We start from the raw sequence: 23,269 nt of genomic DNA on the forward strand, positions 1-23,269 counted from the left end.
AATGGCTTTGGAAGATGTAAAGTAGTATACCCTACAATCTTTATCTTTGTATATTCCATACCCCAGTTCCTGTCGCGGCCATAAAGTTAATATTGTCTTGCAAGACTTTGTGTCCAACATTCACTGATGATTCTGGGTGGCTGACTAAATAACCTTGTACACTGCGTATCCCCATTGATTTTACGAGTTCAAACTGGGCAAATTCTTCGACACCCTCAGCCACAATTTTTAGTCCTAATTTATGGCCAAGCTCACTGATTGAATGCAGTATTTCATTGTATTTAGGATTGCTATTCGCTTGGGCAATAAACAGACGATCGAGTTTAATGACGTCGATTGGTAAATCAGCCAGCGTGCTTAACGAGCTAAAACCTGTGCCAAAGTCATCAATTGCAATAGTGACGCCACTGGCTCGTAATTTCTCAAGTTGCTGAATAATGTGTTTACTGGCTGTAATAAGTGTTGATTCGGTTATTTCTAACATTAAGGCACTTGCAGGCAAGCCTGTTTTAGCCAATATGTTCATTACCCAATCATACACAGCGCGGTGTTTAAGTTGAATGCCTGATATATTCACCGATATTTTAACTTTTTTCATCCCTGCGTTATACCACGCTGACATTTGTCTGCATGATTCGAGTAAAATCCAATCGCCTAGTTCGAGGATCAGGTTAGATTCTTCGGCAATAGGAATAAACTCAGCAGGTGCGATTGCGCCTTCTACCGGATGATCCCAGCGGGTGAGAGCTTCAAAGTAATCGATAGTGCAGTTTTCTACGTGCACAATTGGCTGGAACGATAAATGAAAGTTCTCGCAGGCAATCGCCAAACGCATTTCTTCAAGTAAATAGTGATAACGGCGCATTTTATTGCCCATTTCGGGGGAGTACACCTTAAAGATACCGCGACCATCTGTTTTAGCGCGATACATTGCAACATCGGCCATTTGTAATAATGCATGGGGCGTTGCTGCACTATCGGGATAAACGGCAATACCAATACTGGCACTAATTTTAATCAGTTTATTGCCGAGCACAAAATCGCGTTCGATTTCTTGCAATACATTTTGCGCAATTTCTAGGGCTTTATCTTTGTGGTCGAGCTGACTTATAAAGATTGAAAACTCATCACCGCCTAGACGCGCTAAGTTTTGTTCAAGCCCATTTGTAGCAGACACATTATTAAGTTTATGGTGGCGTACCACACTGGTTAAACGGGCTGCAACTTGAATAAGCACTTCGTCACCAAAGCTGTGGCCGAATGAATCGTTAACTTGTTTAAACCCATCTAAATCGATGAATAATAACGCGCAATTTAACTTATCGATTTCAGCCAGACTTAATTGCCTTGTTAAATGTTCAATATAGGCATGGCGGTCAATTAACAGCGTTAATTTGTCTTGGCAGATACTGACCTGCGATTCGTGGGTGTAGGTCGTAATATGTGAGCTTAATGTATGAATGTGTGTTTTTAGCTGGCTTACAATTGGTTGGCTTGTATCGTTATTACGCGCTAAATGTAAGGATTTGAGAAGGTTTGATAGTTGATTATTGAGCTCAGTTAAGGTGTGTGTATCGTTTTCTGTTTGTCTTTTTATATTGATAAGCCAACTAATCGCTAAACCGAGCAATAAAAATATACTGATATTGATGGGCGAGAGGAGCGTTGACCAAAACAGGGATGATGCACTGATAGTAATAAATGAAGTGGGTGTTGATTTGACTACAACATACTGCAGCTCATCTTTGTTAATGAGTTGCTGACCTCTAAACACCATATTATACCACGGTGCAGATTCTAGCTGAGTGTTTACTTTTGGCTGAGATTGTAACTGCGTATTATTATTGAAATGTGCTAAATCATTAACTTGTTTCGTTAATAAAATATTTAAACCATACACAAATGCAATTAAGGTAATAATACAAATAGATAATGTACGAAACGCGTTGGTCATTAGTCGCTACCATCCCGGGTAAAATAGTTTTTAACCCACTTCTGAGTTTTTCCAGTATATTGTTTGTCACTAAAATAGACAAAGTCTTTTTAATGTAATTAATTTGTTAATAGTTTTGCAAATGAAAAATTTTGCATCTACGTTAGTGTTTTTACTCTATTTTTGACTTAAATTTTATTCACTTTACCCCTGTCTACTTGTTAACTACTTTTATGAGTATGCGCTGATCAAAACAATAAAAGAGCCTGAAAATTAAGTGTATTTTATTTTCAACTTGGTTCGGTTATTGCTCTTATTGAATAAGCAATATGATTTTGAGTACTTTTATTTATTTTGCGCACTGAAATGGTGCGAAAAATAAAAAATTGCACTGTCATAATGCGTAAATATAGATTTGATTAACTAAAGCAAAATGCATGCTTTAGATTGGACGTTGTTTTAAATCATGTAACGCACAGCCTCCGTCTGTTGAGTAGTTGAACACGGCACTGTGGCAAGGATTAATTTACCGATTGGTTGAATTGGAGCCCACTATGTTAAGTAAACGTTTTTTTAAGACTAAAGACGAAACAGAAGTCACCTTTGAATTTCAGCACCCTGATGCTGAAGATGTGCAATTAGTTGCTGAATTTACAGATTGGCAACCTGTGCCAATGAAGTTCAGTAAAAAAGAACAAGTATTCAAGTGTAAGCAACGTCTGCCATTGGATAAAGAATTTCATTTCCGCTATCTGATCAATGGCCAAGTTTGGGATAACGATCATCAAGCTGATGGGTATATTCCAAACGGTTTTGGTACCGAAAACAGTATTGTTAACACTCAACGCGCTTAGGTGTATTAATGCAGTCACTTGCGCAGTTATTTTATCTGCATGGTATCGGTTACGAATATACAAAGTACACTGGCGAGCACGTCGTTTTTGATGAAAGTACGCGCCGCAGTGCACTCAGTTGTTGTGGTATCGATTGCACTGATACAGACACCATTAACCAGCTCAACTTTGCCCTGGATGCAGGAACGTGGTTAACGTTATTACCTAACGTTAGCCTTATTGAGTCAGATGAGCCCTTTTTACGAGTGCGAGTTGATGAGCGTCTTTTATCACGCGGCTGTGAGTTACGCCTGCCATCGCTCGATATTGTTGTTAGTCGAGAGAACTTGCACGAATTGAGCGTGACAGGTGATTACCGTTTTAATGATATTCGTTACCTTGAAGTAGCGCTTCCCTTACCCGACATGCCCATAGGCTATCATGATGCTGTGATTACAGTGGCTGATCAAGAAGCACATTCTGAGCTGTGGATCATGCCAAAACAGTGCTTTACAGTGGATGATAAAAAGCGCTTAGGTGTGTCGATACAGCTATATAGCCTATTTAACGCGCACGGTTTAGGTATCGGCGATTTTGCAGATTTAGCGTCGCTAATGCGCGAAGCTGCGGCCAATGGTATGGATTATATTTTATTAAATCCATTGCATTTATTGTTTGAGCACAGTCCTGAGCGTGCCAGTCCATATAGCCCTAATAGTCGTGCGTTATTAAATCCGCTTTATATTGCATTGTCATTATGCGAAGACGCTAAAGATAATTTGGCACTCGAAAAGCTGCTTAATGAAAAACCGCAAGGCACCGATACATACATTGATTACACAAGTGTCAGTGATTTTAAATACCAATTATTTAGCTGTTTGTATCATCACTTTCGTGAGACAGCATCGGTTGAGCGTAAAGCGCAATTCGAAGCATTTTGCCTAACTCACAAACACAGTTTAGCAACGCTGGTGGTGGGTGATAATGAATACGCAAGCTACTTGCAATGGCAAGCGCATTTACAGCTTAACCTATGCCAGCAAATAGCGAATGAATGTGGTATGGATATTGGTCTCATCAACGATTTAGCGGTGGGATGTGCGGGTGATGGCAGTGAATACCGTAGCCAAGATGAGCTATTTTCTCATGGTGCAAATGTTGGCGCACCGCCAGACCCATGGGCTGAACAAGGACAAAACTGGGGCTTACCTGCACTCAACCCGCAAAAATTAAGTAAAGATAATTTTGCGTTTTATCGATCGCTTATTCGCGCCAATATGGAAGATGTGGGTGGGTTGCGAATAGACCATGTTATGGCTATTCGCAGGCTCTGGTGGTGTTTTGATAATCAAGGCCAACAGGATGGTTGCTATGTTTATTACCCTTTTGAGCATTTGTTAGCTATTTTAAAAATAGAGTCACACCTTAACCAATGCGTGGTTATAGGCGAAGATTTAGGGGTTGTGCCCACTGAAGTGCGTGATGCATTGAAAAGCAGTGCTATTTATTCCAATGGCTTATTTTACTTTGAAAAAGATCACAATGGTGAGTTTTTAGCCAGTGAACATTTTGCTCCACATAGCTTACTGATGATTGCTAATCATGATGTCCCCCCCTTTAATGGCTGGTGGACAGGGCACGATATAACTGTTAAACAACAGTATAGCTTAATTGATGAAGCGCAAAGCAACGCCTTGCTCGAAGCCAGAGAGATTGAAAAGCAACGTATGCTTAATTTCATCATGCGCGAAACTTCTCAGCAGCTGACCTTAGATACAGAGGCCTCTGTAGTATACCAAGCATTAGCATGTTGCCTTGCGGCAGCACCCGCTCGATTGTTTACCATTCAGATAGATGATTTAGATCAGCAAATTTTACCGGTGAACATTCCCGGAACGGATAAAGAATACCCCAACTGGCGGCGCTTATTGTCGCGCCCGACGCAGCAAATTATGCATTCGCAGCAGTCATTTTTAGCCAGTTTAATTTCTATAAGGAATCAATAAATGCGAAGTCGTGTTCGTCAAGAGCAAAGTGCACAACCACTGATTTATCAGTCGCAAATCGAGGCGTTGTCAGCAGGTTGTTTTAAAGATCCTTTTAGTTTCTTAGGACCGCATAAAATTAATGATAGCCGTTATGAAGTGCGCTGTTTTTTACCGGGTGCCACTATGGTATCTGTTGTTATGGGGTCGCAGCAGATTTCAGCTCAAAGGCAAGGGGAAAGTGATTTATTTGTAGCAACGATTGATTGCACATCAGTCCCTGAGTACCAGTTAGATGTGAGTTACGCCGACAAAGCGAGCCACAGACACTACGATGAATATAGTTTTGCGAGCACGCTCGATGAACAAGCAATGTATTTGTTTAATGAGGGCAGTTTAGAGCATGCTTATCGCCATTTGGGCGCGCATTTTACTACTCAGCAAGGTGTAGAGGGCGTGCGCTTTACCGTATGGGCGCCAAATGCTAGCAGCGTATCGGTTATTGGTGAATTTAACTTTTGGCAACGCCAGCGTCACTTTATGCGTTTTCACCCAGCAAGTGGCGTATGGGAGTTATTTATTGCAGGGCTCAAAGAAGATCAGTGTTATAAATTTGCAATAACTACTCTAATGGGTGAAGTGCTCGATAAAGCCGACCCGTTTGCATTTAAAATGCAGCAAGCACCGGGTACAGCATCGGTTTTACACGCTAGCAAAGCAACCGTAAAACTTGATGAGCACGCCCTTAAAAATCGTGCAAAGCGTAACAGTATTGAATCGCCTATTAGTATTTACGAAGTACATGCGGGCTCTTGGCAGCGCAGAGATGATAGTAGCCGGTATCTAACGTGGCGTGAATTAGCTGATAATTTGATTCCCTATACCAAAGCACTCGGGTTTACTCACTTACAGTTAATGCCAATTAGTGAATACCCGTTTGATGGTTCGTGGGGCTATCAGCCTGTTGGTTTATTTGCTGTGACAAGTCGTTACGGTAGTTTTGACGACTTTGTTTACTTTGTACAACAATGCCATGAGGCTAACTTAGGGATTATTCTTGATTGGGTCCCTGGGCACTTTCCAAGTGATCCCCATGGCTTACATCGCTTTGACGGCTCGCACTTATATGAACACGCCGATATACGGCAAGGATTCCACCCAGACTGGAATACATACATTTATAACTACGACCGTGCTGAAGTGCGCAGCTTTTTAATAGCCAATGCCATGTATTGGTTACACGAGTTTGGCATTGATGGCTTACGGGTTGATGCCGTGGCATCCATGCTTTACCTCGATTATAGCCGTGAAGAAGGGCAGTGGGTTGCGAACCAATATGGTGGGCGCGAAAACCTCGGAGCAATAGAATGTCTAAAGCAAGTTAATTTGCGCTGCTATGCTAATAACCCCGGCATAATGATGGTTGCTGAGGAATCGACAGCATGGCCAGGCGTAACCAGACACGTTGAGCATGATGGTTTAGGATTTGGCTATAAGTGGAACATGGGGTGGATGAACGACAGTTTGCACTACATGCAACGCGATCCTTTGTATCGTGCTCATCATCATCATGAAATGACATTTTCGATGGTGTATGCCTACAGCGAAAATTATGTCTTGCCATTAAGCCATGATGAAGTAGTGCACGGCAAAGGTTCCTTAATTGAAAAAATGCCGGGTGATGACTGGCAGAAATTTGCAAATTTACGCGCTTACTACGCCTTTATGTGGGCTCACCCAGGTAAAAAGTTGTTATTCATGGGGGCTGAGTTTGCCCAGCGTCGAGAATGGAATCATGATCAATCTCTTGACTGGCATTTACTGGAGCACACGAGTCATCGTGGTGTTCAAGAAACAATAAAAGCGCTCAATAAAGTGTATTGCAATACACCCGCACTTTACGAGCAAGATACTAGCCCCGCGGGGTTTGCGTGGCTCGATAGCAACAACTCAGCACAAAGCATTTTTAGCTTTATTCGTTATGCAAAACAAGCTGATGATTTTGTTGTGGTTGTGAGCAACTTAACCCCACAGGTTTACCATGATTACGTTATCGGGGTGCCAAAAGCAGGGCGTTATCAAGTGATCTTGAATACAGACATACCCGAATTTTTTGGCTCAGGGGTTGAGGTAACAAGCGATCCTGAACAGATTATTTTAACTCAAAATATGCTCAATCATGGGTTTACACAGAGCGTGGTCGTGTCATTACCAGGCCTTGCAACTGTGTACCTTAAGAAGGTGAGCGATGAGTCATAGTGTTGCACTTGAAACAGGGGTAACGATGCCGTTAGGCGCCTCGGTGCAGGGGGATGGGGTTAACTTTGCCGTCTATGCACCCCAGGCACACAGCCTATCTTTATGCTTATTTGACAGCAGCGGTCATTCAGAAATTCTCACACTGCCCATGCGAATGAATGAAGGGGGAGTGTGGACATTACGTGTTAGTCCTTTAAAAGCCGGTGCGTTGTATGGCTTTCGAGCTGATGGTGACTATTCACCTCAAAAAGGGTTATTTTTTAATCCTCATAAGTTATTGCTCGACCCTTATGCACGCGACATTTATGGCGAGTTTACGTGGAGCGAGCGCCACTACGGGCAGATGCCGGTTGGCACATTAAGCACTGTGAACAACGCGATAGATATGCCTAAATCACGCGTTAGAGAGCTTGCGCTTTACAAGGGCACTAAGCCACAGCACAGTTGGGGAAAAACCGTCATTTATGAGTGTCATGTAAAAGGCGCGACCTGTCGCCACCCTGATATACCGAAAGCGTTGCAAGGCAAATTTTTAGGCTTAAGCCACCCTCGTTTTATTGAACACTTGCGGACTTTAGGTATCACGTGTTTAGAACTTTTACCTATTCATGCGTTTATTAGTGAGCAATTTTTAACGGCTAAAGGGCTGCAAAATTATTGGGGCTACAACACGCTTAATTTTTTTATCCCACATAAAGACTACTTGGTCGACGATGATATTAGCGAGTTTCAAGAGATGGTCGCTGAGCTGCACAAAGCTGATATCGAAGTCATTCTAGATGTCGTCTATAACCACACCGCAGAGGCTGGCACTGATGGGCCGCTATTATCTCTACGTGGGTTAGATAATCTGGGTTACTACCGAACGGTTGCCGATAAGCCACAGCATTATATAAATGATACGGGCTGCGGAAATACGCTTAATATCGATTCACCACGTGCTTTGCAATTGGTGCTTGATAGCCTGCGTTATTGGGTAGAAGTAATGGGGGTTGATGGTTTTCGTTTTGATCTGGCCACCATACTTGGGCGCAATCCAAATGGCTTTAATCATGCGCATGCTTTTATGCAAGCTGTTAATCAAGACCCTGTTTTAAATAAAGTTAAATTAATAGCAGAGCCTTGGGATATAGGCCCAGGTGGTTATCAGCTCGGGGCATTTCCAGCGCCTTGGCGCGAATGGAACGACAAATACCGCGACACCGTAAGACGTTTTTGGAAGCAAGAACAAGGTGTAATAGGGGAACTTGCTAAGCGTTTACATGGCTCGTTTGATTTGTTTGAACATAACCTGCGTGGACCCCTTAATAGTATTAACTTTATCACCAGCCATGATGGATTTACCTTGGCAGATTTAGTGAGTTATGAACAAAAACACAATGAAGCGAATGGCGAGCAAAATCGCGATGGACACAGTGCGAATCATTCCTTTAATTGTGGTGTAGAGGGGTATACCAGCGACCAAGCTATAAGCAAATTACGCTTGCAACAGCAAAAAAATATGCTGCTGACTTTGTTACTTTCCAAAGGGGTGCCTATGCTTTCTTTAGGAAGCGAAATGGCGCACTCGCAAGGCGGTAATAATAACGCTTATTGTCAGAATAATCGTACTAGTTGGCTTGCATGGAAAGAATCGCAATTTAACCATCCACTGACCCGATTTATTGATGATGTGCTTAGATTACGCAAGCAATTTAGCATTTTTCAGCACCCCTTCTTTGTGCATGACGGTGACCCTCGTTATGCCGTTGCGTGGTTTACAGAATCAGGCACCGATATGCAACAAGATGACTGGCATCAGAGCGACCGTCAATTTTTAATGTATAGCCTGACTGATAAGCACACGAAACAAGCTTTACTGATTATTTTAAATGCTGGCTCCTTGCCTATCACTTGCCAATTACCGCGCTTATCAAGCGGTCAATGGTCTTTGGCACTTACCAGTATTCATTCGGTTTCGACAGCGAATGTTGACACCGAACAACAGATTGCTGCGATGAGCAGCTGGGTTTTTACCGCCGATTCAGAGGACTTAAGTCATGACTAAAAAAGGTGAACAAGCATGTGTTGTAAAAGGATGGCAAGATGCGCCTATTATTGATAAAAGCACCTTAGAGGATGACCTATCACGCCACTTTTATTACACCTTAGGGCGTGACAAAGTGGGTAAGTCACAACTGTATTTATACCATGCACTGGCGTTAACTATTCGCGACAGGCTTGTGGCGCGATGCCGTGACACAAAACAGCAAATACATGAACAAAAACGCCGCAAAACTGCTTACTTATCGCTGGAGTTTTTGATGGGGCGTGCATTGGGTAATGCGATTTTAAATCTTGACCTTGATGAGCAGGTAGCAAAGGCATTGCAACAGTATTGTACTGAGCTTGAAAGTGTTGCCGAAGCTGAACATGATGCAGGGCTTGGGAATGGTGGTTTAGGTCGCTTAGCTGCGTGTTTTTTAGATAGTTGTGCCAGCCTTGCGCTACCTGTTATTGGTTATGGCATTCGTTATGAATATGGCATGTTTAATCAAGCGATAGAAAATGGTCACCAAATTGAACAGCCCGATAATTGGTTACGCGAAGGCCACCCATGGGAGTTAAGCGCACCAGAGCAGTCTAAGCGAATCAAATTTTTTGGTCATGTAGAAAGTTACACCGACAAGCAAGGGCGTGTGCATCGTCAATGGCTCGATACCCAAGATGTCTTGGCGGTGCCATATGATGTGCCGATCCCGGGCTACAAAAACGATATTGTAAACACGTTACGGTTATGGAAGTCAGAGGCAACCGATGAGTTTGACTTGAGTGAGTTTAATGCGGGCAGCTACTCAGAAGCGGTGGCGCGTAAAAATCTCGCTGAACAAATCACCATGGTGCTTTACCCCAACGACAGTAGCGAAAATGGCAAAGAGTTGCGTTTACGTCAGCAGTATTTTTTATCGTCTGCCAGTATTCAAGATGTGGTTGATATTTGGGTAAACAAGTCAGGTGAAAACTTTGATGAGTTTGCTGACTACCATGTTTTTCAGCTCAATGACACTCACCCCAGTATTGCGGTTGCAGAGTTAATGCGCGTGTTAATCGATGACTATGAACTTGATTGGGATAAAGCGTGGCACATTACGACAAAAACCATGGCGTATACCAACCATACCTTGTTACCAGAAGCCTTAGAAAAATGGTCTGTGTCATTATTTTCGCGCTTATTACCGCGCATTTTAGAAATAATTTACGAAATTAATGCCCGTTTCCTCGCCGACGTCGCACAAGCATGGCCGGGAGATGTGGCTAAACAGCGCGCCCTTTCTCTGATTGAAGAGGGCCCAGAGCCACAAATTCGCATGGCGTACCTTGCGATTGTCGGCAGTTATTCTGTCAATGGTGTTGCGGCGCTTCATACTGAACTATTAAAAGCCGGTTTATTTAATGACTTTTATCAATTATGGCCAGAAAAATTCAACAACAAAACCAATGGTGTTACGCCACGTCGGTGGCTTGCCCACTGTAATCCAGAACTGACTAAGTTACTGAACAGCAAAATTGGCGATGAATGGGTAGCTGACTTTAGCAAAATTGGCCAATTGCGCCGATATTACGACGATACCGAATTTCATACACAGTGGCAGGATGTTAAATATGCCAACAAACAACGTCTTGTTGAGCTTGTAAAAAGCCGATGTGGTGTTGAGTTTGACGCCACGATGATGTTCGACGTGCAAGTTAAACGCATTCATGAGTACAAGCGCCAATTACTTAATGTTTTGCATATTATTCATTTATACGACCGGATTCGTCAGGGCGATACAGAAAACTGTGTGCCACGTTGTGTACTCCTCGGGGGGAAAGCTGCGCCAGGTTATTACATGGCGAAGAAAATTATTAAGTTAATTAATAATGTGGCTGAAGTCATTAATAAAGACCCCCTTGCAAAGCCATATTTACGGGTTGCATTTTTACCTAATTACAACGTCACCGCGATGGAAACGATTTGTCCTGCAACCGATTTATCTGAGCAAATATCAACAGCCGGTAAAGAAGCATCGGGCACTGGTAACATGAAGTTTATGATGAATGGCGCGTTGACGATAGGGACATTAGATGGTGCAAATATTGAAATCCGTGATGCTGTAGGTGCTGATAATTTCTTCTTGTTTGGCGCACGAGCAGAGCAAGTTGACGATATAAAAGCGCACTATAATCCGGAGCAAGTTATTTATCAGACCGAAAGCTTATACAAAGTAATGCAACTCTTAGAAAGCGGTCATTTTAATTTATTTGAACCAAACTTATTCGACGACATTATTGCTGCGATAAAGAGTCCGCACGATCCATGGCTTGTAGCCCATGATTTTGCCAGCTTTGTTCAAGCGCAAGAGCAAGTTGAACAAGCCTATTTAGACAGCGCACACTGGACCAGAATGAGTATCTTGAATACTGCTGCCAGTGGCATGTTTTCAAGCGACAGAACCATTGGTCAATACAGCGATGATATTTGGCATTTGGAACCACTTTTAGACACCAGCGCACAGCAACACACACAGAAAAAAAGCAGCTAACTTAAGACGGAGAGAGTTATGCCAAGTTATGCAAATCGATATATAAGTAGTTTAACAAGAGAAACGTATGCCCTCATTTTAGCAGGGGGGCGAGGTTCACGTTTACACGAATTAACAGATTGGCGAGCTAAACCGGCGGTGTATTTTGGTGGTAAACACCGGATCATCGACTTTCCGCTGTCGAACTGCATTAACTCGGGCATTCGTCGTGTTGGCATTGCTACACAATATAAATCGCATTCACTGATCCGCCACGTTAATCGTGCATGGGGTCACTTTAAGAAAGAGCTGGGTGAGTCGGTTGAAATCCTGCCAGCGTCACAGCGTTATGGTGATGAATGGTATTGTGGTACAGCTGATGCTGTGTTTCAAAATATGGATATTATTCGTCATGAGCTGCCAAAATACGTCATGATATTATCGGGCGACCATGTATATCGGATGGATTACGGTGGTTTACTCGCAAAGCATGTTGAAAATGGTGCAGACATGACCGTATGTTGTATCGAGGTACCGTGTGAGGAGGCCGCGAATACCTTTGGTGTCATGACTGTGGATGAAAGTAAGCGCGTTCGCCGGTTTGATGAAAAACCTGCGTCGCCAACCTCAGTCCCCGGCAAACCTGGCACATGCCTCGCTTCAATGGGTAACTATATTTTTAATACTGAGTTTTTATTTGAGCAACTGAAAAAAGACGCCGAAACAGAGGGATCTGGCCGTGACTTTGGTCATGATATCATTCCAGCCATTATTGAAGAGCATAACGTTTTTGCGTATCCGTTTAGAGACCCAGGCTATGATGGACAACCTTATTGGCGTGATGTAGGAACACTTGATTCGTTCTGGGAAGCGAACATGGAGCTGGTTATGCCAGAACCGCAGCTAGATTTATACGACCCTAGCTGGCCTATTTGGACTTACCAAGAGCAACTTCCACCGGCTAAATTTATTTTTGATAATGATGACAGACGAGGTATGGCGGTCGATTCAACAGTGTCTGGCGGGTGTATTATCTCGGGGTCTTTGGTGAGAAAATCGCTATTGTTCTCTAATGTACATGTCCATTCTTATTGTCAAATAGAAGAGTCAGTTATATTACCAGGGGCTAAAATTCAACGTAATTGTCGCATAAAACGCGCGATTATTGATCGTAGTTGCGAGATACCCGCAGGCCTTGAAATAGGCTATGATCATAAAGTTGATAAAGAAAATGGTTTTAGAGTCTCGAAAAAAGGGATTGTCTTAGTGACGCGTGATATGTTGAATGAACTGGCAAAAAAGTTAAAACAACAAGAGCAAGATAACAAACGCCTTGCTTAAATATGGGTGGGGTGGAAAGTACTAATATCACCCCCCAGCATAAAAAATAGAAGTAAAAAGGAGTACGGCAAAGCATGCATGTATTGATGGTTGCTGCAGAGAATGATGCATTACCGAATGCAAAAGTAGGTGGTGTTGCCGATGTCGTAAGAGATTGTCCTAAAGCCCTTGTTGAAAAGGGGCTGACAGTTGATGTGGTGATCCCCGATTATGGTTTTCACGATTTAGACCGTCATAGCCTAGGTGTGGTCAATGTGGCGTTTGCCGGACACATGCAACAACTCGAAGTGTGGCAACTTGCTCACTCTCAGAAAGGGGTTAGACAGCTGGTTATTTCTCATTGGGAATTTAGCCGTCACCATGGCGCTGTTTATTGTAATGACGAGGCAGGTCGCCCATTTGCAACCGATGCCAGTAAATTTGCCTTATTTAATGCCGCTGTGTGCGAAGCCTTATTACAAGGACTCATTTGTAAGCCTGATGTTATTCATTTACATGATTGGCATAGTGCGTGTGTTGCGTTGTTACTTAAAACAGATAGTCGCTATAACGATTTCTCCACCTTATTTTTAGCTTACACCGTACATAACCTTGCTCTGCAAGGGATCCGTCCTTTTAAAGGGGATACTTCGAGTTTAGAAGCGTGGTTTCCAAGCCTGGGTTATGACGGCCAAAAGTTATGCGATCCACGTTACCCTGACTGTTTCAACCCAATGCGCACCGCGATTAACTTGGTTGATAAAATACATTTAGTATCACCCACATATTGCCAAGAGGTGCTAAAACCAAGCGATCCTGTTAATGGCTTTTTTGGCGGAGAAGGGCTCGAGCTTGATTTACAAGCTGCATATCAGCAAGGCCGTGTAGTAGGCATTCTAAACGGGTGTGAGTATCCAGGTGATGAACTATCCGATGTCAGTTTTGCTCATTTATATCAGCACGCTGAGTCGGCACTTTTTCAGTGGATGGCAAAAACGTCTGAGCTTGACTCAGCGCATTATATTGCACATCAGCGTGTGCTTAAGTTTAAAACACAGCCTTTCTCTGGCCCTTTAGTGACGAGTGTTGGGCGATTAACAGATCAAAAAGTGCTCCTGCTTTGTCAGCCGTATGATAAAGCATTAGTGCTAGATGAATTATGCCAGCGTTTAAAGCAACATGATGGGTATATGATTATTCTTGGCTCAGGTGATACTGAACTTGAAAAAGTGATGACCACAGTCATGGCCCGACAAGATAACTTATTATTTTTGAAAGGATATGCTCATTTTGTTGGCGAGTACTTGTATCATTTAGGCGATCTGTTTTTAATGCCCAGTTCATTTGAACCCTGTGGTATTAGTCAAATGCTCGCCATGCGCGCAGGTCAACCGTGTCTAGTGCATGGTGTCGGTGGACTTCGTGATACTGTGCAGCACCTTGAAACGGGATTTAGTTTTAAAGGTGAGAGTTTAACCGCTCAAAGTTACGAACTTATTACTGGTTTTACTGAAGCGCTTGCGCTAAAAAATGCAGATCCTAAAAAGTGGCAAGGAATTTGTGAACAGGCTAAAAATGCGCGTTTCTCGTGGCAATCAGTCGCAGATGGTTATTTATCGTACTTATATCAATAAAAACACCCTGATTCATGGCAATTAAGTGACTTTTATGTCAATTTCCGCTATTAATTACTTAGTGTTATATAAATGATAAAAAGTAGGTAAAGTGGCTGTATTTGTTGCTAGGCAAGCGGTCTTTAATCGTCGTCAACAAGTTGTCGCCTATGAGCTACTATTTCGCGATAGTGAAAAAAACAGTTTTCCAAACGTGTCAGAAAGCACCGCAACGGCACGTCTCATTATGGAAAATCAGCTCAATTTAGGTACCCGCCATATCACGTCGGGCAAAAAAGCATTAATTAATATAGGTCCAGAGTCTTTAAAACTGGATCTATGTGCTTTTTTGCCAACGAAAGATGTCGTTATCGAGCTGCTAGAAACGATGGAGCCTACCGATGAAAACTATGCGTTTTGTCGTGAGTTATTTCATAACAATTATAAACTTGCCTTAGATGACTTCGTGTACCAGCCCGAGTGGGACCGCTTTTTAAAGCTTGTTCGACTTATCAAGTTTGATGTAAAACAAACCCCATTTGAAGAAATTCTACCCGTAGTTAAAAAATTAAAAAAACACAAAAAAATAAAGTTATTAGCAGAAAAGCTCGAAACGGCAGATGATTTTGAAAAAGCCTACGAAATGGGGTTTGACTTTTTTCAAGGCTATTTCTTTGCCAAACCAACCATGATCCAACAGCGTGATATTGATTATAACTACGCATTGGTTTTATCAATTTATGCTGAAGTCATGCGTCCAGACCCCGATATTAGCGAAATAGCGGGGTTATTCTCGCTAGACACTGCTTTAGCTTATAAGCTTTTACGCTTAATAAACAGTGGTGTATTTCCTATAAAAAGTAAAATAGGTTCGTTAAAACAAGCGCTTGTTTATCTTGGTCATGAACGACTGAAAAAGTTTGTTAGCTTAATTATTACTGCACATAGCGCACAAACTAAACCTGCCGAGCTCACGCGGCTTTGTGTTGTAAGAGCTCGATTTTGTGAGCTAATAGCACAGCGTGTGGCTAAGCAGCAAACCGGAGAAGCGTTTTTAACAGGGTTGTTTTCATTACTCGATGCTATTCTTGACCAACCAATGGAAAAGTTGCTTGAACGTTTACCATTTCCAGATGAAATACACAGTGCATTAATGCAAGAAAAGAACATTCTTTATTATATTCTCGAAACAGTTAAAGCCTACGAAACTGGAAGCTGGTGGGCATTAGAACAAGCAGTGGCTTTTTTAACAATAGAAAGCGCAGACCTTCCCAAAATATATGAAAATGCTGTAAATTGGAGCGATAGCTGCAGACAAAATTTATAAGTGATATATGCGCAATATTAATATGGATGTGTTAAGAGGGATTGCGGTACTGGGTTTAATGTTCATGAATGCCTATTACTTTGGTGTTTTTGAGTATGGCTATGTAACAAGTGCAACACCTTCTGTGGCGGATAAGTTTATAAATATTATTAACTTAGTCTTTATTGATGGCCGGTTTCGAACCCTCTTTTGTTTATTGTTTGGCGCAGCACTTACAATTCAATTACAGCGCTGGCAAAGCATAGATGCATTGCATAAGCGTTTAAAAGTATTAGCGTTTATAGGGTTGGCCCATGGGTTTTTACTTTGGGCTGGTGATATTTTATTCATTTATGCATGTGCAGGGTGGTTGGCACTCAAGTTCAGCCATGAACCGAATGATAAAATAGTAAGAATGGGCATGCTATTTCTGCTACTCGGTGCACTCTCCTCTTTTTTATTGGCATTTATTGAACCTGAACTGCTTCCTGTTACGCGTGACTCTGCGGCTTTTTTAGAGGCATACAATGCGGCATTTTCATCCTATTTAGCGGGCTTTATGAGTAATATGTTGATGTTTATCATCATGATTATAGCTGTTCCGCTTATTACGCTGTGGATGGCTGGCGGGCTCATGCTGATTGGGATGTATTTGTATAAACAAAAGATCTTCGCAAATGGCCTTACTAGAGAACAGTTAAACTTTATTGTGCCTGCAGCGCTGGGCTTTACCGTTTTACGATTAGCGGTTGAACCAAATACACATGTACTTATGGTCGCATTGGCTGAGCCTTTCTCTTGGTTTGCAGCACTTGCGATGGCAACGTTGTATATTCATATACTCGTAAAATACGTTAAGAATAACCCCGAAAAGTGTTTAGTATTACAACAAGCAGGGCGTATGTCTTTAACCCTTTACTTAATGCAAACCGTGATATTTTTAGTGTGTTTTAAAGTCATGTTCCCTGAGTGGGTGTTGAGCTTTGATCGCATTAATTATTGGCTTCTTATTGCGGGTGTGGTTGTCTTTCAGCTGGTATTTTGCAAAGTATATACTCAACTGTTTCGATACGGTCCGTGTGAGACCGTGTGGCGAAAACTGTCACGATAATTACCCGTATACTATACTTTTAAAAAATAACGTGCTGGAATGAACATGCGGGTTATATTGATTGTTTTAATACTGCTTTGCTCTTTACCACTCTTTGCTGTAGAGCAATTTTCGGTGCTATTTGTAAATCCCTCGGTAAAAGCGGAGCCTTTTTGGCAAAAAGTCACAGCAGTAATGCAAGCTGCGGCAACACACAGTAACGTCAAGCTTGATATTATTTACGGTGGTGGCAATCGGCATATTCAGTTAGAAGAGCTCAGACACTATCTTAAATACAACGCCACTCCCGACTATGTTGTACTGATTAATTACCCTGGGGGAGCAGAGCAATCAATGAGCTTACTTGAAAGTCACAAGATAAAGTTCATCACATTAGAAGAAACCATCCTCGGCGCAGAGCGCCAGCAAATTGGTAAACCCTCAGAGCATTTTAAATATTGGCTCGCAGAGGTTTATCACGATAATTTTGAAGCGGGTATACAATTAGGAAAAGCATTGTTTGATAATGCTAAACAAGCAAAACAAGAACCCAAATTTGTGGCCATTAACGGTCACTATGGGACTGAATCAGATACTCGCAGTAATGGTTTAAGTCACTATTTACGAACCCAACATGTCGAGCTTGAGCAAGTTGTTTATGCAAATTGGAATAAAACCGAAGCCACTGAAAAAGTGCGCCGTCTATTGCACCGTTACCCACAAACGAATGTTATTTGGTGTGCATCGGATTTAATGGCACTGGGCGCACTTGATGCAGTTAAAGAAAAGTCAGGCAAACGCTATTTTATCGGCGGCATAGACTGGCTTGATGACAACTTAAGGTTAATTGAACAAGGGCGCTTAACAGCCAGTGTAGGCGGGCACTTTATGATGGGGGCGTGGGCGTTAATTAGTTTGGTCGATCATCATAATGGTCATCCATATTGGCAAACTCATCATGAAATTAAATTTAAATTAGGCGTGATCACGAACCAAAATGTGACAAGTTACCATTGGCTCAGTGATATCACGGACTGGTCAGTTATTCCATTCGATGCTTTTTTGCTGCGCAATACTCGCAATGCAGAGTATCGGTTTGATTTTGACACATTGCAGACGTTGCTCACCGAAAAACCTGCACTGCATTAAAGCGAGCCGTTAAACGAAGATTAATCTGCCTAGCGTGCTATAGGGTTCTGGTATAAACTAGCGGCTTTAAAATTAAGACAGAAGTGTGCCATGACAGAGTTAAAGCGATTAAATAAATTTATCAGTGAAACAGGGTTTTGTTCGCGCAGAGAGGCTGATAAATATATTGAGGAAGGTCGTGTTACTGTTAATGGTAATTTGCCAGAAATGGGTGTTAAAGTCAGTGATGCTGATGAAGTACTTATTGATGGTAAACCACTCAAAGCCAAACCGAAACGTGTTTATATTGCATATAATAAACCCGTTGGTATTACCTGTACCACTGAGCGAAAAATTCAAAGTAACATCGTAAAAGCGGTTAATTATCCTGAGCGTATTTTCCCAATTGGTCGATTAGACCGCCCATCTGAAGGCTTAATCTTTTTAACCAACGAAGGCGATATCGTTAATAAGATTTTACGAGCGGGCAATAACCACGAAAAAGAATATGTAGTCACTGTCGATAAGCCACTTAATCGTCAGTTTGTAAACAAAATGGCAAATGGTATTCCAATTTTAGATACCGTGACGAAAAAGTGCAAAGTGAAACAAACTGGCCCACAGCAGTTTACTATTGTGTTAACGCAAGGGCTAAATCGTCAAATTCGCCGTATGTGTGAATACCTCGGCTACGAAGTGGTCACGCTTAAACGTACACGTATTATGAATGTGACGTTAAAAGGCTTAAAAGTGGGGCAATGGCGCCATTTAACTGAGCAAGAGATGGCTGAAATTAATAACTCAATTGCAGACTCGGGTAAAACAGAGGAACGTTCAATTGACGATAATAAACAGCCAACTAAGCCAAGAACGCCTCAACCACGTTCAGAAGGCGAGAAAAAACGCGACTTTTCTAGCTATGTTAAAAAAGGCCGCACAGACTCAAAACCAGGCTCGAATAAAGCGAATCAAGGTAAACCTAGGTCAAACCAAATAAAGCGAAGTAGCACAAAACGTACTGGCACATTGAGTTTGAAAAAGTAAACGCTATAACGGCGTTTTGCTCAATTTTATCTTCAACTATTATGTGTTGTTGGTGCTCGCTTCACCAACAACACTGTACTTATCGCTTAACCCCCAATTTTGTACCAGGTATTGCTTCTTATATAGTTTTAAGTCGATTTAGATTACGTTCTCGATAACATAGCTGGTGGCAATACCTTAAAACCAGTAGTTGATAATTTTGCTTACCAAGCTATTTTAGATAACAGGGATAGTACTGACGTAACAAAAATCACCGCTTATCTTAATCAGTTATGTGATGATCAAGTCGCTCAGGTTGCATCGCCACCAAGTAAGATGTTTTTTGAGTTCGACAATATGAATTGGCAATTTACACCTTATGCTGCACTTATGCTGTTAACGCTAAGAGCACATCATGGCCTTGAGAATCCAGATTTTGAGCATCCTGGGTTTGGTAATCTTACTTCTTTGCTATTAACGCAGCCTGTAGCGCCTCAAAAAGATGACGTGCTTGAATAGCTCGTTGCTATATTGCATGAGCAAGGCGTTGATGAATTACTTCAACACCGTGAATCTTTGGGAACTGTTGTCAGAAGCTAGTAAACTAGAAAAAGTATCGTGTACATAAAAGCAATCTACCTGATTTACATGGGTAGATTGCGTATCGCTTTTATCATTTTTAATGATGAGCAGGCATTAGAATAGCGTGTGTGATATCTTCGAAACGAATGACATGCCCGCCAAATTCATTTTGAAAGTTTATCGCATCTTGTTCAGTTGCAAAACTGGCCAATGTATTCCCCATAGCGCCTTGTTGAGATGAGCCCGCAACATACCAAGCTTTTCGCGCATTTATAAAGTAATTATCGGCGGGTTTATGCCAGGGTGTTTTACTCATGTCATGTACAAAAATATCGCTTACATTACGTGTGTTTTCAGGTTCTAGGTAGTAACTGAACATATCTCGTGTTGAACAAAACTTATGTATTTTTTTGCCCGAGCCCGAGTTTGTATCAGTTTGCAGTAGTTCAGCCTTCGGGCCTGGAAATTCTGAAATCAACATGCCGCATAAATGACATTCATCGGTTGCTTCAATTGCAACTGCTTGGCTGGGTGTCTGTTTAATTTCATTCTCCCCACAGGCACAAAGCATGAATAGAAGTGGCAGTATCGGCAGTAAGGTTTTAACGTTCATTACATTCTCTTTTTAGTAAATAGTGTGATGGCTAAAATTAATGGCAAGATAACCCAGACGACGAGCATGCAAAGCAACTGAGTAAGCGACAGGCTTGAGCGTATTGCAATAGCAAGAGCCCCGTTTACATCGGCGCTGTCTAAGCCTGCTAGATTCACTAATCTAAAAATATCAGCGGGATTCAACATCATCAGAAACGTGAGTGATTGTTGGCTTATACCATCTTCTGTGCCTACGAGAAGAGCGAGTAAACCGAGATCAAATATGAGTGCGAAAATAAACCAGACTATTAGAGCGGCACCGGCAGCTTTTGACTTTTCACTCACCGAGATACTAATTATGAAGGCAATAGCAATGAAGCTAAGGCCTAACATAACGGCACTGGCTATGAATAATGAAAATACGGTAATAATTTCTGTTTGTTGAGTATGGGCATATAAAATGACGCCTGAAGCACCAAAACCAATTAAAATTGCCAGTGCAATGATACTTCCTTGCCCTATAAACTTACCCATTAGTAATTGGGTTTTGTTGATAGGGTAGGTGAGTAATAAGAGTAAGGTGCCACTTTCTAGCTCACCTACAAAGCTGTCGTAACTGAGTAACAAGGCGATTAAGGGAATAAGAAAAACAGCTAAACTTGCTAAGCTTGCTACAGTGGTCGAGGTTGAGGTTAACCCTGTTTCTCCTGCGACCGCTGAGCCAAAATAGGTCAGCCCTACTGATAATAAGGCAAAAATAATTGTAATTGAGAGCAACCAACGGTTGCGAAGACCATCGCTAAACTCTTTTGCAGCAACAGTGAAGACTGATTTCATATGCTTCCCTTTTGTGGCGCTTGAGATAAAATTTGTTGATAAACCTGATTTAAATCGGGTTGTTCAATGTGTATATCATCTAAATGACGGTATTTAACGAGCTCGCGGAGAACATTCATTTTATTCTCGTCTTTTACCAATAAATCGGTATCGTGACAGAGTTCAACATGAGTCATTAATTGTGAGTCATTAACGAGCTCAGAAGGGGAAACACCGCGAGTTTTAATGCGTATATCTAAGTTTGCATGTGCGCGTAGACTGGCTAAATTACCGCAAGCAAGTTGTTGTCCTTTACTCAGAATAATCGCACGGTCAATATGGCGCTCAACCCCTGGTAATACATGAGAGCACAGGATAATACTGGTGCCGTGTGCTTTAAGGTTGTCAACTTGTTGGTAAAATTCAGTTGTTGCAACCGGGTCAAGCCCAACCGTTGGTTCATCTAGTAATAGTAATTTAGGTTTACCTAAAAATGCCTGGGCAAGTCCTAAACGTTGACGCATTCCTTTGGAATATGTTTTAACCGCGCGGTTCATTGCCTCTGTTAATCCTACTTGCGCTATTAAATCTTTTGCGTGTTGTTTGTTAAAACCTTTCAGTTTTGCAAAGTAATTGAGTACTTCTATTCCTGTTAAATGCTCATAAAAACTGACATTTTCAGGCAAGTAACCGACTTGGGAGCGAATATGCCATGCGGCTTTGGAGTCTGGTTTAGCACCGAGTACATCGACACGGCCATTTGTTGGCGATGTGATACCCAGAATGAGTTTCATCATGGTTGTTTTGCCAGCACCATTATGACCAAAAAGGCCGAGCACTTCACCGGGCGCGAGCTCGCAGCTAAGGTTATTGACTGCTGTGAGACTGCCATAGCTTTTTGTTACTTGGTTCATTGAAACCACGGGCGTGTTAGTCATGTTGTTTGTCCTTGATATCACTCTGCGATTTAATAACATGAGGTGAGTGTGGGGAGCGCATTAATGGGTAGCTGTCTTTAACCCCTGCAGGCTTTAATACAGGAAATTGGCGTTGTACCCAGCGCAGTGTTAATACCGATGGGCTATCCATTAGCATTTTCATTTCTGGGTATTGCCAAACCAATTTATCAATTCCATCGTTGGGTTCAAAGGCAACATCACCCACGCCATCATTATTCATATCCCAGCCTAAATAATTGCTCCAATAGTTACCGCGGCTATCGTGACTCCATTCTTGTTTTTTATTGGAAACGTATTTGACTTGCGTGGGGTTATTTATAAAGCTGTTGCCATACACTTGCGTATGCTCAGAGCCTGCAGTGAGGTGAATACCAATTTCTGTGGTATCAACCACGTTATCGACAATGTTGTTATACGCTGAGTTGTATACAAAAAAGCCTTTTCCGTCTCGCCCTAATACTTTGTTTTCGGGCTTGGTCCAAACATTAGAAATGTGATTGTTTAGGATGTCTGACGAGGTAATAAAATTCATTAGTAACCCATAATCTTCACTGTTAGTCGTTCGATTACCTTGGATCACTAAATTGCGCGAGCTCATTAAGGCATAACCAGCCCGCGTATTGTATGCGTTATTATTGAGTACTTTATTGTCGTGGGAATACATGTAATGAACGCCATAGCGTAGATCATGAAGCGTGTTATTTTCTAATACGTTATCTTGGCTTGATATTATGTACAGGCCATCGCGCGTGTAAGAGACATCATTTCCTTTAACCAGTACATGTTGCACATTGGAGAGCTGAATACCATTGCCGCGATCTGCTGAACGCAGGGCTTTATTGCCAACAATCACGTTATTTAAAACCTGTACATGCTGGCCTTTTTGTAACCAAATACCAAAACCATCGCCTTTAAGGTGGTTATTGGCAATCATTAGTTGCTCTGCTTTTTGATCTGAATAAATACCGGAATGTTGTTCGGTTAAGTTATTTCCCCAATTCACTATCTCGAGATTTTTAATCGAAATATGTGAACTTTTTAACAGTAATGCGTGGCCTTCGCCTAAAGCATCAATGACAGCACCTGTTTCACCAATAAGGTGGATGGCTTTATTGACAACAAAATTTCCTTGGTAAATACCTTTCGTTAAAACAATTGTGTCGCCTGCTTTTGCGCTATCTAACTGCGCTTGTAAATCATCAGCTGCAGAGAGTCGCGTACTCACTGCCAACGAATAACATGAAAAACAGAGCAGTATTGCTCCACATAAACGGTGTAACCAAATTA

17 protein-coding genes are annotated in these 23,269 nt (G+C 41.9%); 12 read left to right on the plus strand and 5 right to left on the minus strand.

What is annotated here, in order from left to right; translation table 11 throughout:
- Window positions 1-40: 40 nt before the first annotated feature.
- Entirely contained in the window at window positions 41-1,954 is a 1,914-nt protein-coding gene (locus BWD47_RS01780; RefSeq protein ID WP_065979024.1) for a bifunctional diguanylate cyclase/phosphodiesterase, read from the minus strand.
- 533 nt (window positions 1,955-2,487) lie between these two features.
- Between BWD47_RS01780 and BWD47_RS01785 the strand changes: the two genes are divergently transcribed.
- The 12 genes from BWD47_RS01785 to BWD47_RS20075 all read left to right on the plus strand — a co-directional run bounded on the left by BWD47_RS01785 (window position 2,488) and on the right by BWD47_RS20075 (window position 19,550).
- On the plus strand, window positions 2,488-2,787 hold the full coding sequence (locus tag BWD47_RS01785; protein WP_036972063.1) for an isoamylase early set domain-containing protein: 300 nt from the start codon (window positions 2,488-2,490) through the stop codon (window positions 2,785-2,787).
- An 8-nt stretch (window positions 2,788-2,795) separates the two neighbouring features.
- Window positions 2,796-4,772: a 4-alpha-glucanotransferase gene (malQ, locus tag BWD47_RS01790; RefSeq protein ID WP_075593239.1), complete on the plus strand. Its 1,977-nt coding sequence runs from the start codon at window positions 2,796-2,798 to the stop codon at window positions 4,770-4,772.
- Window positions 4,773-7,010, plus strand: coding sequence for a 1,4-alpha-glucan branching protein GlgB (glgB, locus tag BWD47_RS01795; RefSeq protein ID WP_075593240.1), 2,238 nt, complete (start codon window positions 4,773-4,775; stop codon window positions 7,008-7,010). It abuts the gene before it with no gap.
- On the plus strand, window positions 7,000-9,057 hold the full coding sequence (gene glgX / locus BWD47_RS01800; protein WP_075593241.1) for a glycogen debranching protein GlgX: 2,058 nt from the start codon (window positions 7,000-7,002) through the stop codon (window positions 9,055-9,057). The genes glgB and glgX overlap by 11 nt, the downstream gene beginning before the upstream one ends.
- Entirely contained in the window at window positions 9,050-11,572 is a 2,523-nt protein-coding gene (locus BWD47_RS01805) for a glycogen/starch/alpha-glucan phosphorylase (RefSeq protein WP_075593242.1), read from the plus strand. The genes glgX and BWD47_RS01805 overlap by 8 nt, the downstream gene beginning before the upstream one ends.
- 18 nt (window positions 11,573-11,590) lie before the next feature.
- Window positions 11,591-12,892, plus strand: coding sequence for a glucose-1-phosphate adenylyltransferase (gene glgC, locus BWD47_RS01810; RefSeq protein ID WP_036972054.1), 1,302 nt, complete (start codon window positions 11,591-11,593; stop codon window positions 12,890-12,892).
- Window positions 12,893-12,966: 74 nt separating this feature from the next.
- The gene (locus tag BWD47_RS01815; protein ID WP_075593243.1) at window positions 12,967-14,505 is read left to right on the plus strand and encodes a glycogen synthase; all 1,539 of its coding nucleotides are present in this window, start codon (window positions 12,967-12,969) and stop codon (window positions 14,503-14,505) included.
- A gap of 91 nt (window positions 14,506-14,596) precedes the next feature.
- On the plus strand, window positions 14,597-15,811 hold the full coding sequence (locus tag BWD47_RS01820; RefSeq protein WP_036972050.1) for an EAL and HDOD domain-containing protein: 1,215 nt from the start codon (window positions 14,597-14,599) through the stop codon (window positions 15,809-15,811).
- Between the two features lie 7 nt (window positions 15,812-15,818).
- Window positions 15,819-16,901, plus strand: coding sequence for a DUF418 domain-containing protein (locus BWD47_RS01825; RefSeq protein WP_083633611.1), 1,083 nt, complete (start codon window positions 15,819-15,821; stop codon window positions 16,899-16,901).
- 39 nt (window positions 16,902-16,940) lie between these two features.
- Complete coding sequence (locus tag BWD47_RS01830) at window positions 16,941-18,029, plus strand: ABC transporter substrate-binding protein (protein ID WP_075593244.1); 1,089 nt, start codon at window positions 16,941-16,943, stop codon at window positions 18,027-18,029.
- A gap of 90 nt (window positions 18,030-18,119) precedes the next feature.
- On the plus strand, window positions 18,120-19,052 hold the full coding sequence (rluF, locus tag BWD47_RS01835; protein WP_075593245.1) for a 23S rRNA pseudouridine(2604) synthase RluF: 933 nt from the start codon (window positions 18,120-18,122) through the stop codon (window positions 19,050-19,052).
- Window positions 19,053-19,388: 336 nt separating this feature from the next.
- Window positions 19,389-19,550 (plus strand): hypothetical protein, encoded by a 162-nt coding sequence (locus tag BWD47_RS20075; protein ID WP_178387074.1) that lies wholly within the window; start codon window positions 19,389-19,391, stop codon window positions 19,548-19,550.
- A gap of 160 nt (window positions 19,551-19,710) precedes the next feature.
- Here BWD47_RS20075 and BWD47_RS01845 read toward each other — a convergent pair whose 3' ends face one another.
- The 4 genes from BWD47_RS01845 to BWD47_RS01860 are packed head-to-tail and all read right to left on the minus strand — an operon-like array spanning window position 19,711 to window position 23,267.
- Window positions 19,711-20,226 (minus strand): nitrous oxide reductase accessory protein NosL, encoded by a 516-nt coding sequence (locus BWD47_RS01845; RefSeq protein WP_075593247.1) that lies wholly within the window; start codon window positions 20,224-20,226, stop codon window positions 19,711-19,713.
- A complete protein-coding gene (locus BWD47_RS01850) occupies window positions 20,226-21,044 on the minus strand; it encodes an ABC transporter permease (protein ID WP_075593248.1) in 819 nt (272 codons plus the stop codon). The genes BWD47_RS01845 and BWD47_RS01850 overlap by 1 nt, the downstream gene beginning before the upstream one ends.
- Window positions 21,041-21,961, minus strand: coding sequence for an ABC transporter ATP-binding protein (locus BWD47_RS01855; RefSeq protein WP_075593249.1), 921 nt, complete (start codon window positions 21,959-21,961; stop codon window positions 21,041-21,043). Before BWD47_RS01855 ends, BWD47_RS01850 begins: the two co-directional genes overlap by 4 nt.
- On the minus strand, window positions 21,954-23,267 hold the full coding sequence (locus BWD47_RS01860; RefSeq protein WP_051501903.1) for a nitrous oxide reductase family maturation protein NosD: 1,314 nt from the start codon (window positions 23,265-23,267) through the stop codon (window positions 21,954-21,956). Before BWD47_RS01860 ends, BWD47_RS01855 begins: the two co-directional genes overlap by 8 nt.
- Window positions 23,268-23,269 lie beyond the last annotated feature (2 nt).

The organism is Pseudoalteromonas sp. PAB 2.2 (genome assembly GCF_001938575.1).
GTDB lineage: Bacteria > Pseudomonadota > Gammaproteobacteria > Enterobacterales > Alteromonadaceae > Pseudoalteromonas > Pseudoalteromonas lipolytica.

Bases quoted from the DNA above. Each gene is read 5' to 3' on its own strand.
- BWD47_RS01855 (WP_075593249.1), bottom strand. From the start codon at position 21,961: ATGACTAACACGCCCGTGGTTTCAATGAACCAAGTAACAAAAAGCTAT.
- malQ (WP_075593239.1), top strand. From the start codon at position 2,796: ATGCAGTCACTTGCGCAGTTATTTTATCTGCATGGTATCGGTTACGAA.
- rluF (WP_075593245.1), top strand. From the start codon at position 18,120: ATGACAGAGTTAAAGCGATTAAATAAATTTATCAGTGAAACAGGGTTT.
- BWD47_RS01830 (WP_075593244.1), top strand. From the start codon at position 16,941: ATGAACATGCGGGTTATATTGATTGTTTTAATACTGCTTTGCTCTTTA.
- BWD47_RS01825 (WP_083633611.1), top strand. From the start codon at position 15,819: ATGCGCAATATTAATATGGATGTGTTAAGAGGGATTGCGGTACTGGGT.
- BWD47_RS01785 (WP_036972063.1), top strand. From the start codon at position 2,488: ATGTTAAGTAAACGTTTTTTTAAGACTAAAGACGAAACAGAAGTCACC.
- BWD47_RS01780 (WP_065979024.1), bottom strand. From the start codon at position 1,954: ATGACCAACGCGTTTCGTACATTATCTATTTGTATTATTACCTTAATT.
- BWD47_RS01815 (WP_075593243.1), top strand. From the start codon at position 12,967: ATGCATGTATTGATGGTTGCTGCAGAGAATGATGCATTACCGAATGCA.
- BWD47_RS01850 (WP_075593248.1), bottom strand. From the start codon at position 21,044: ATGAAATCAGTCTTCACTGTTGCTGCAAAAGAGTTTAGCGATGGTCTT.
- BWD47_RS01805 (WP_075593242.1), top strand. From the start codon at position 9,050: ATGACTAAAAAAGGTGAACAAGCATGTGTTGTAAAAGGATGGCAAGAT.
- BWD47_RS20075 (WP_178387074.1), top strand. From the start codon at position 19,389: ATGAATTGGCAATTTACACCTTATGCTGCACTTATGCTGTTAACGCTA.
- glgB (WP_075593240.1), top strand. From the start codon at position 4,773: ATGCGAAGTCGTGTTCGTCAAGAGCAAAGTGCACAACCACTGATTTAT.
- glgC (WP_036972054.1), top strand. From the start codon at position 11,591: ATGCCAAGTTATGCAAATCGATATATAAGTAGTTTAACAAGAGAAACG.
- BWD47_RS01845 (WP_075593247.1), bottom strand. From the start codon at position 20,226: ATGAACGTTAAAACCTTACTGCCGATACTGCCACTTCTATTCATGCTT.
- glgX (WP_075593241.1), top strand. From the start codon at position 7,000: ATGAGTCATAGTGTTGCACTTGAAACAGGGGTAACGATGCCGTTAGGC.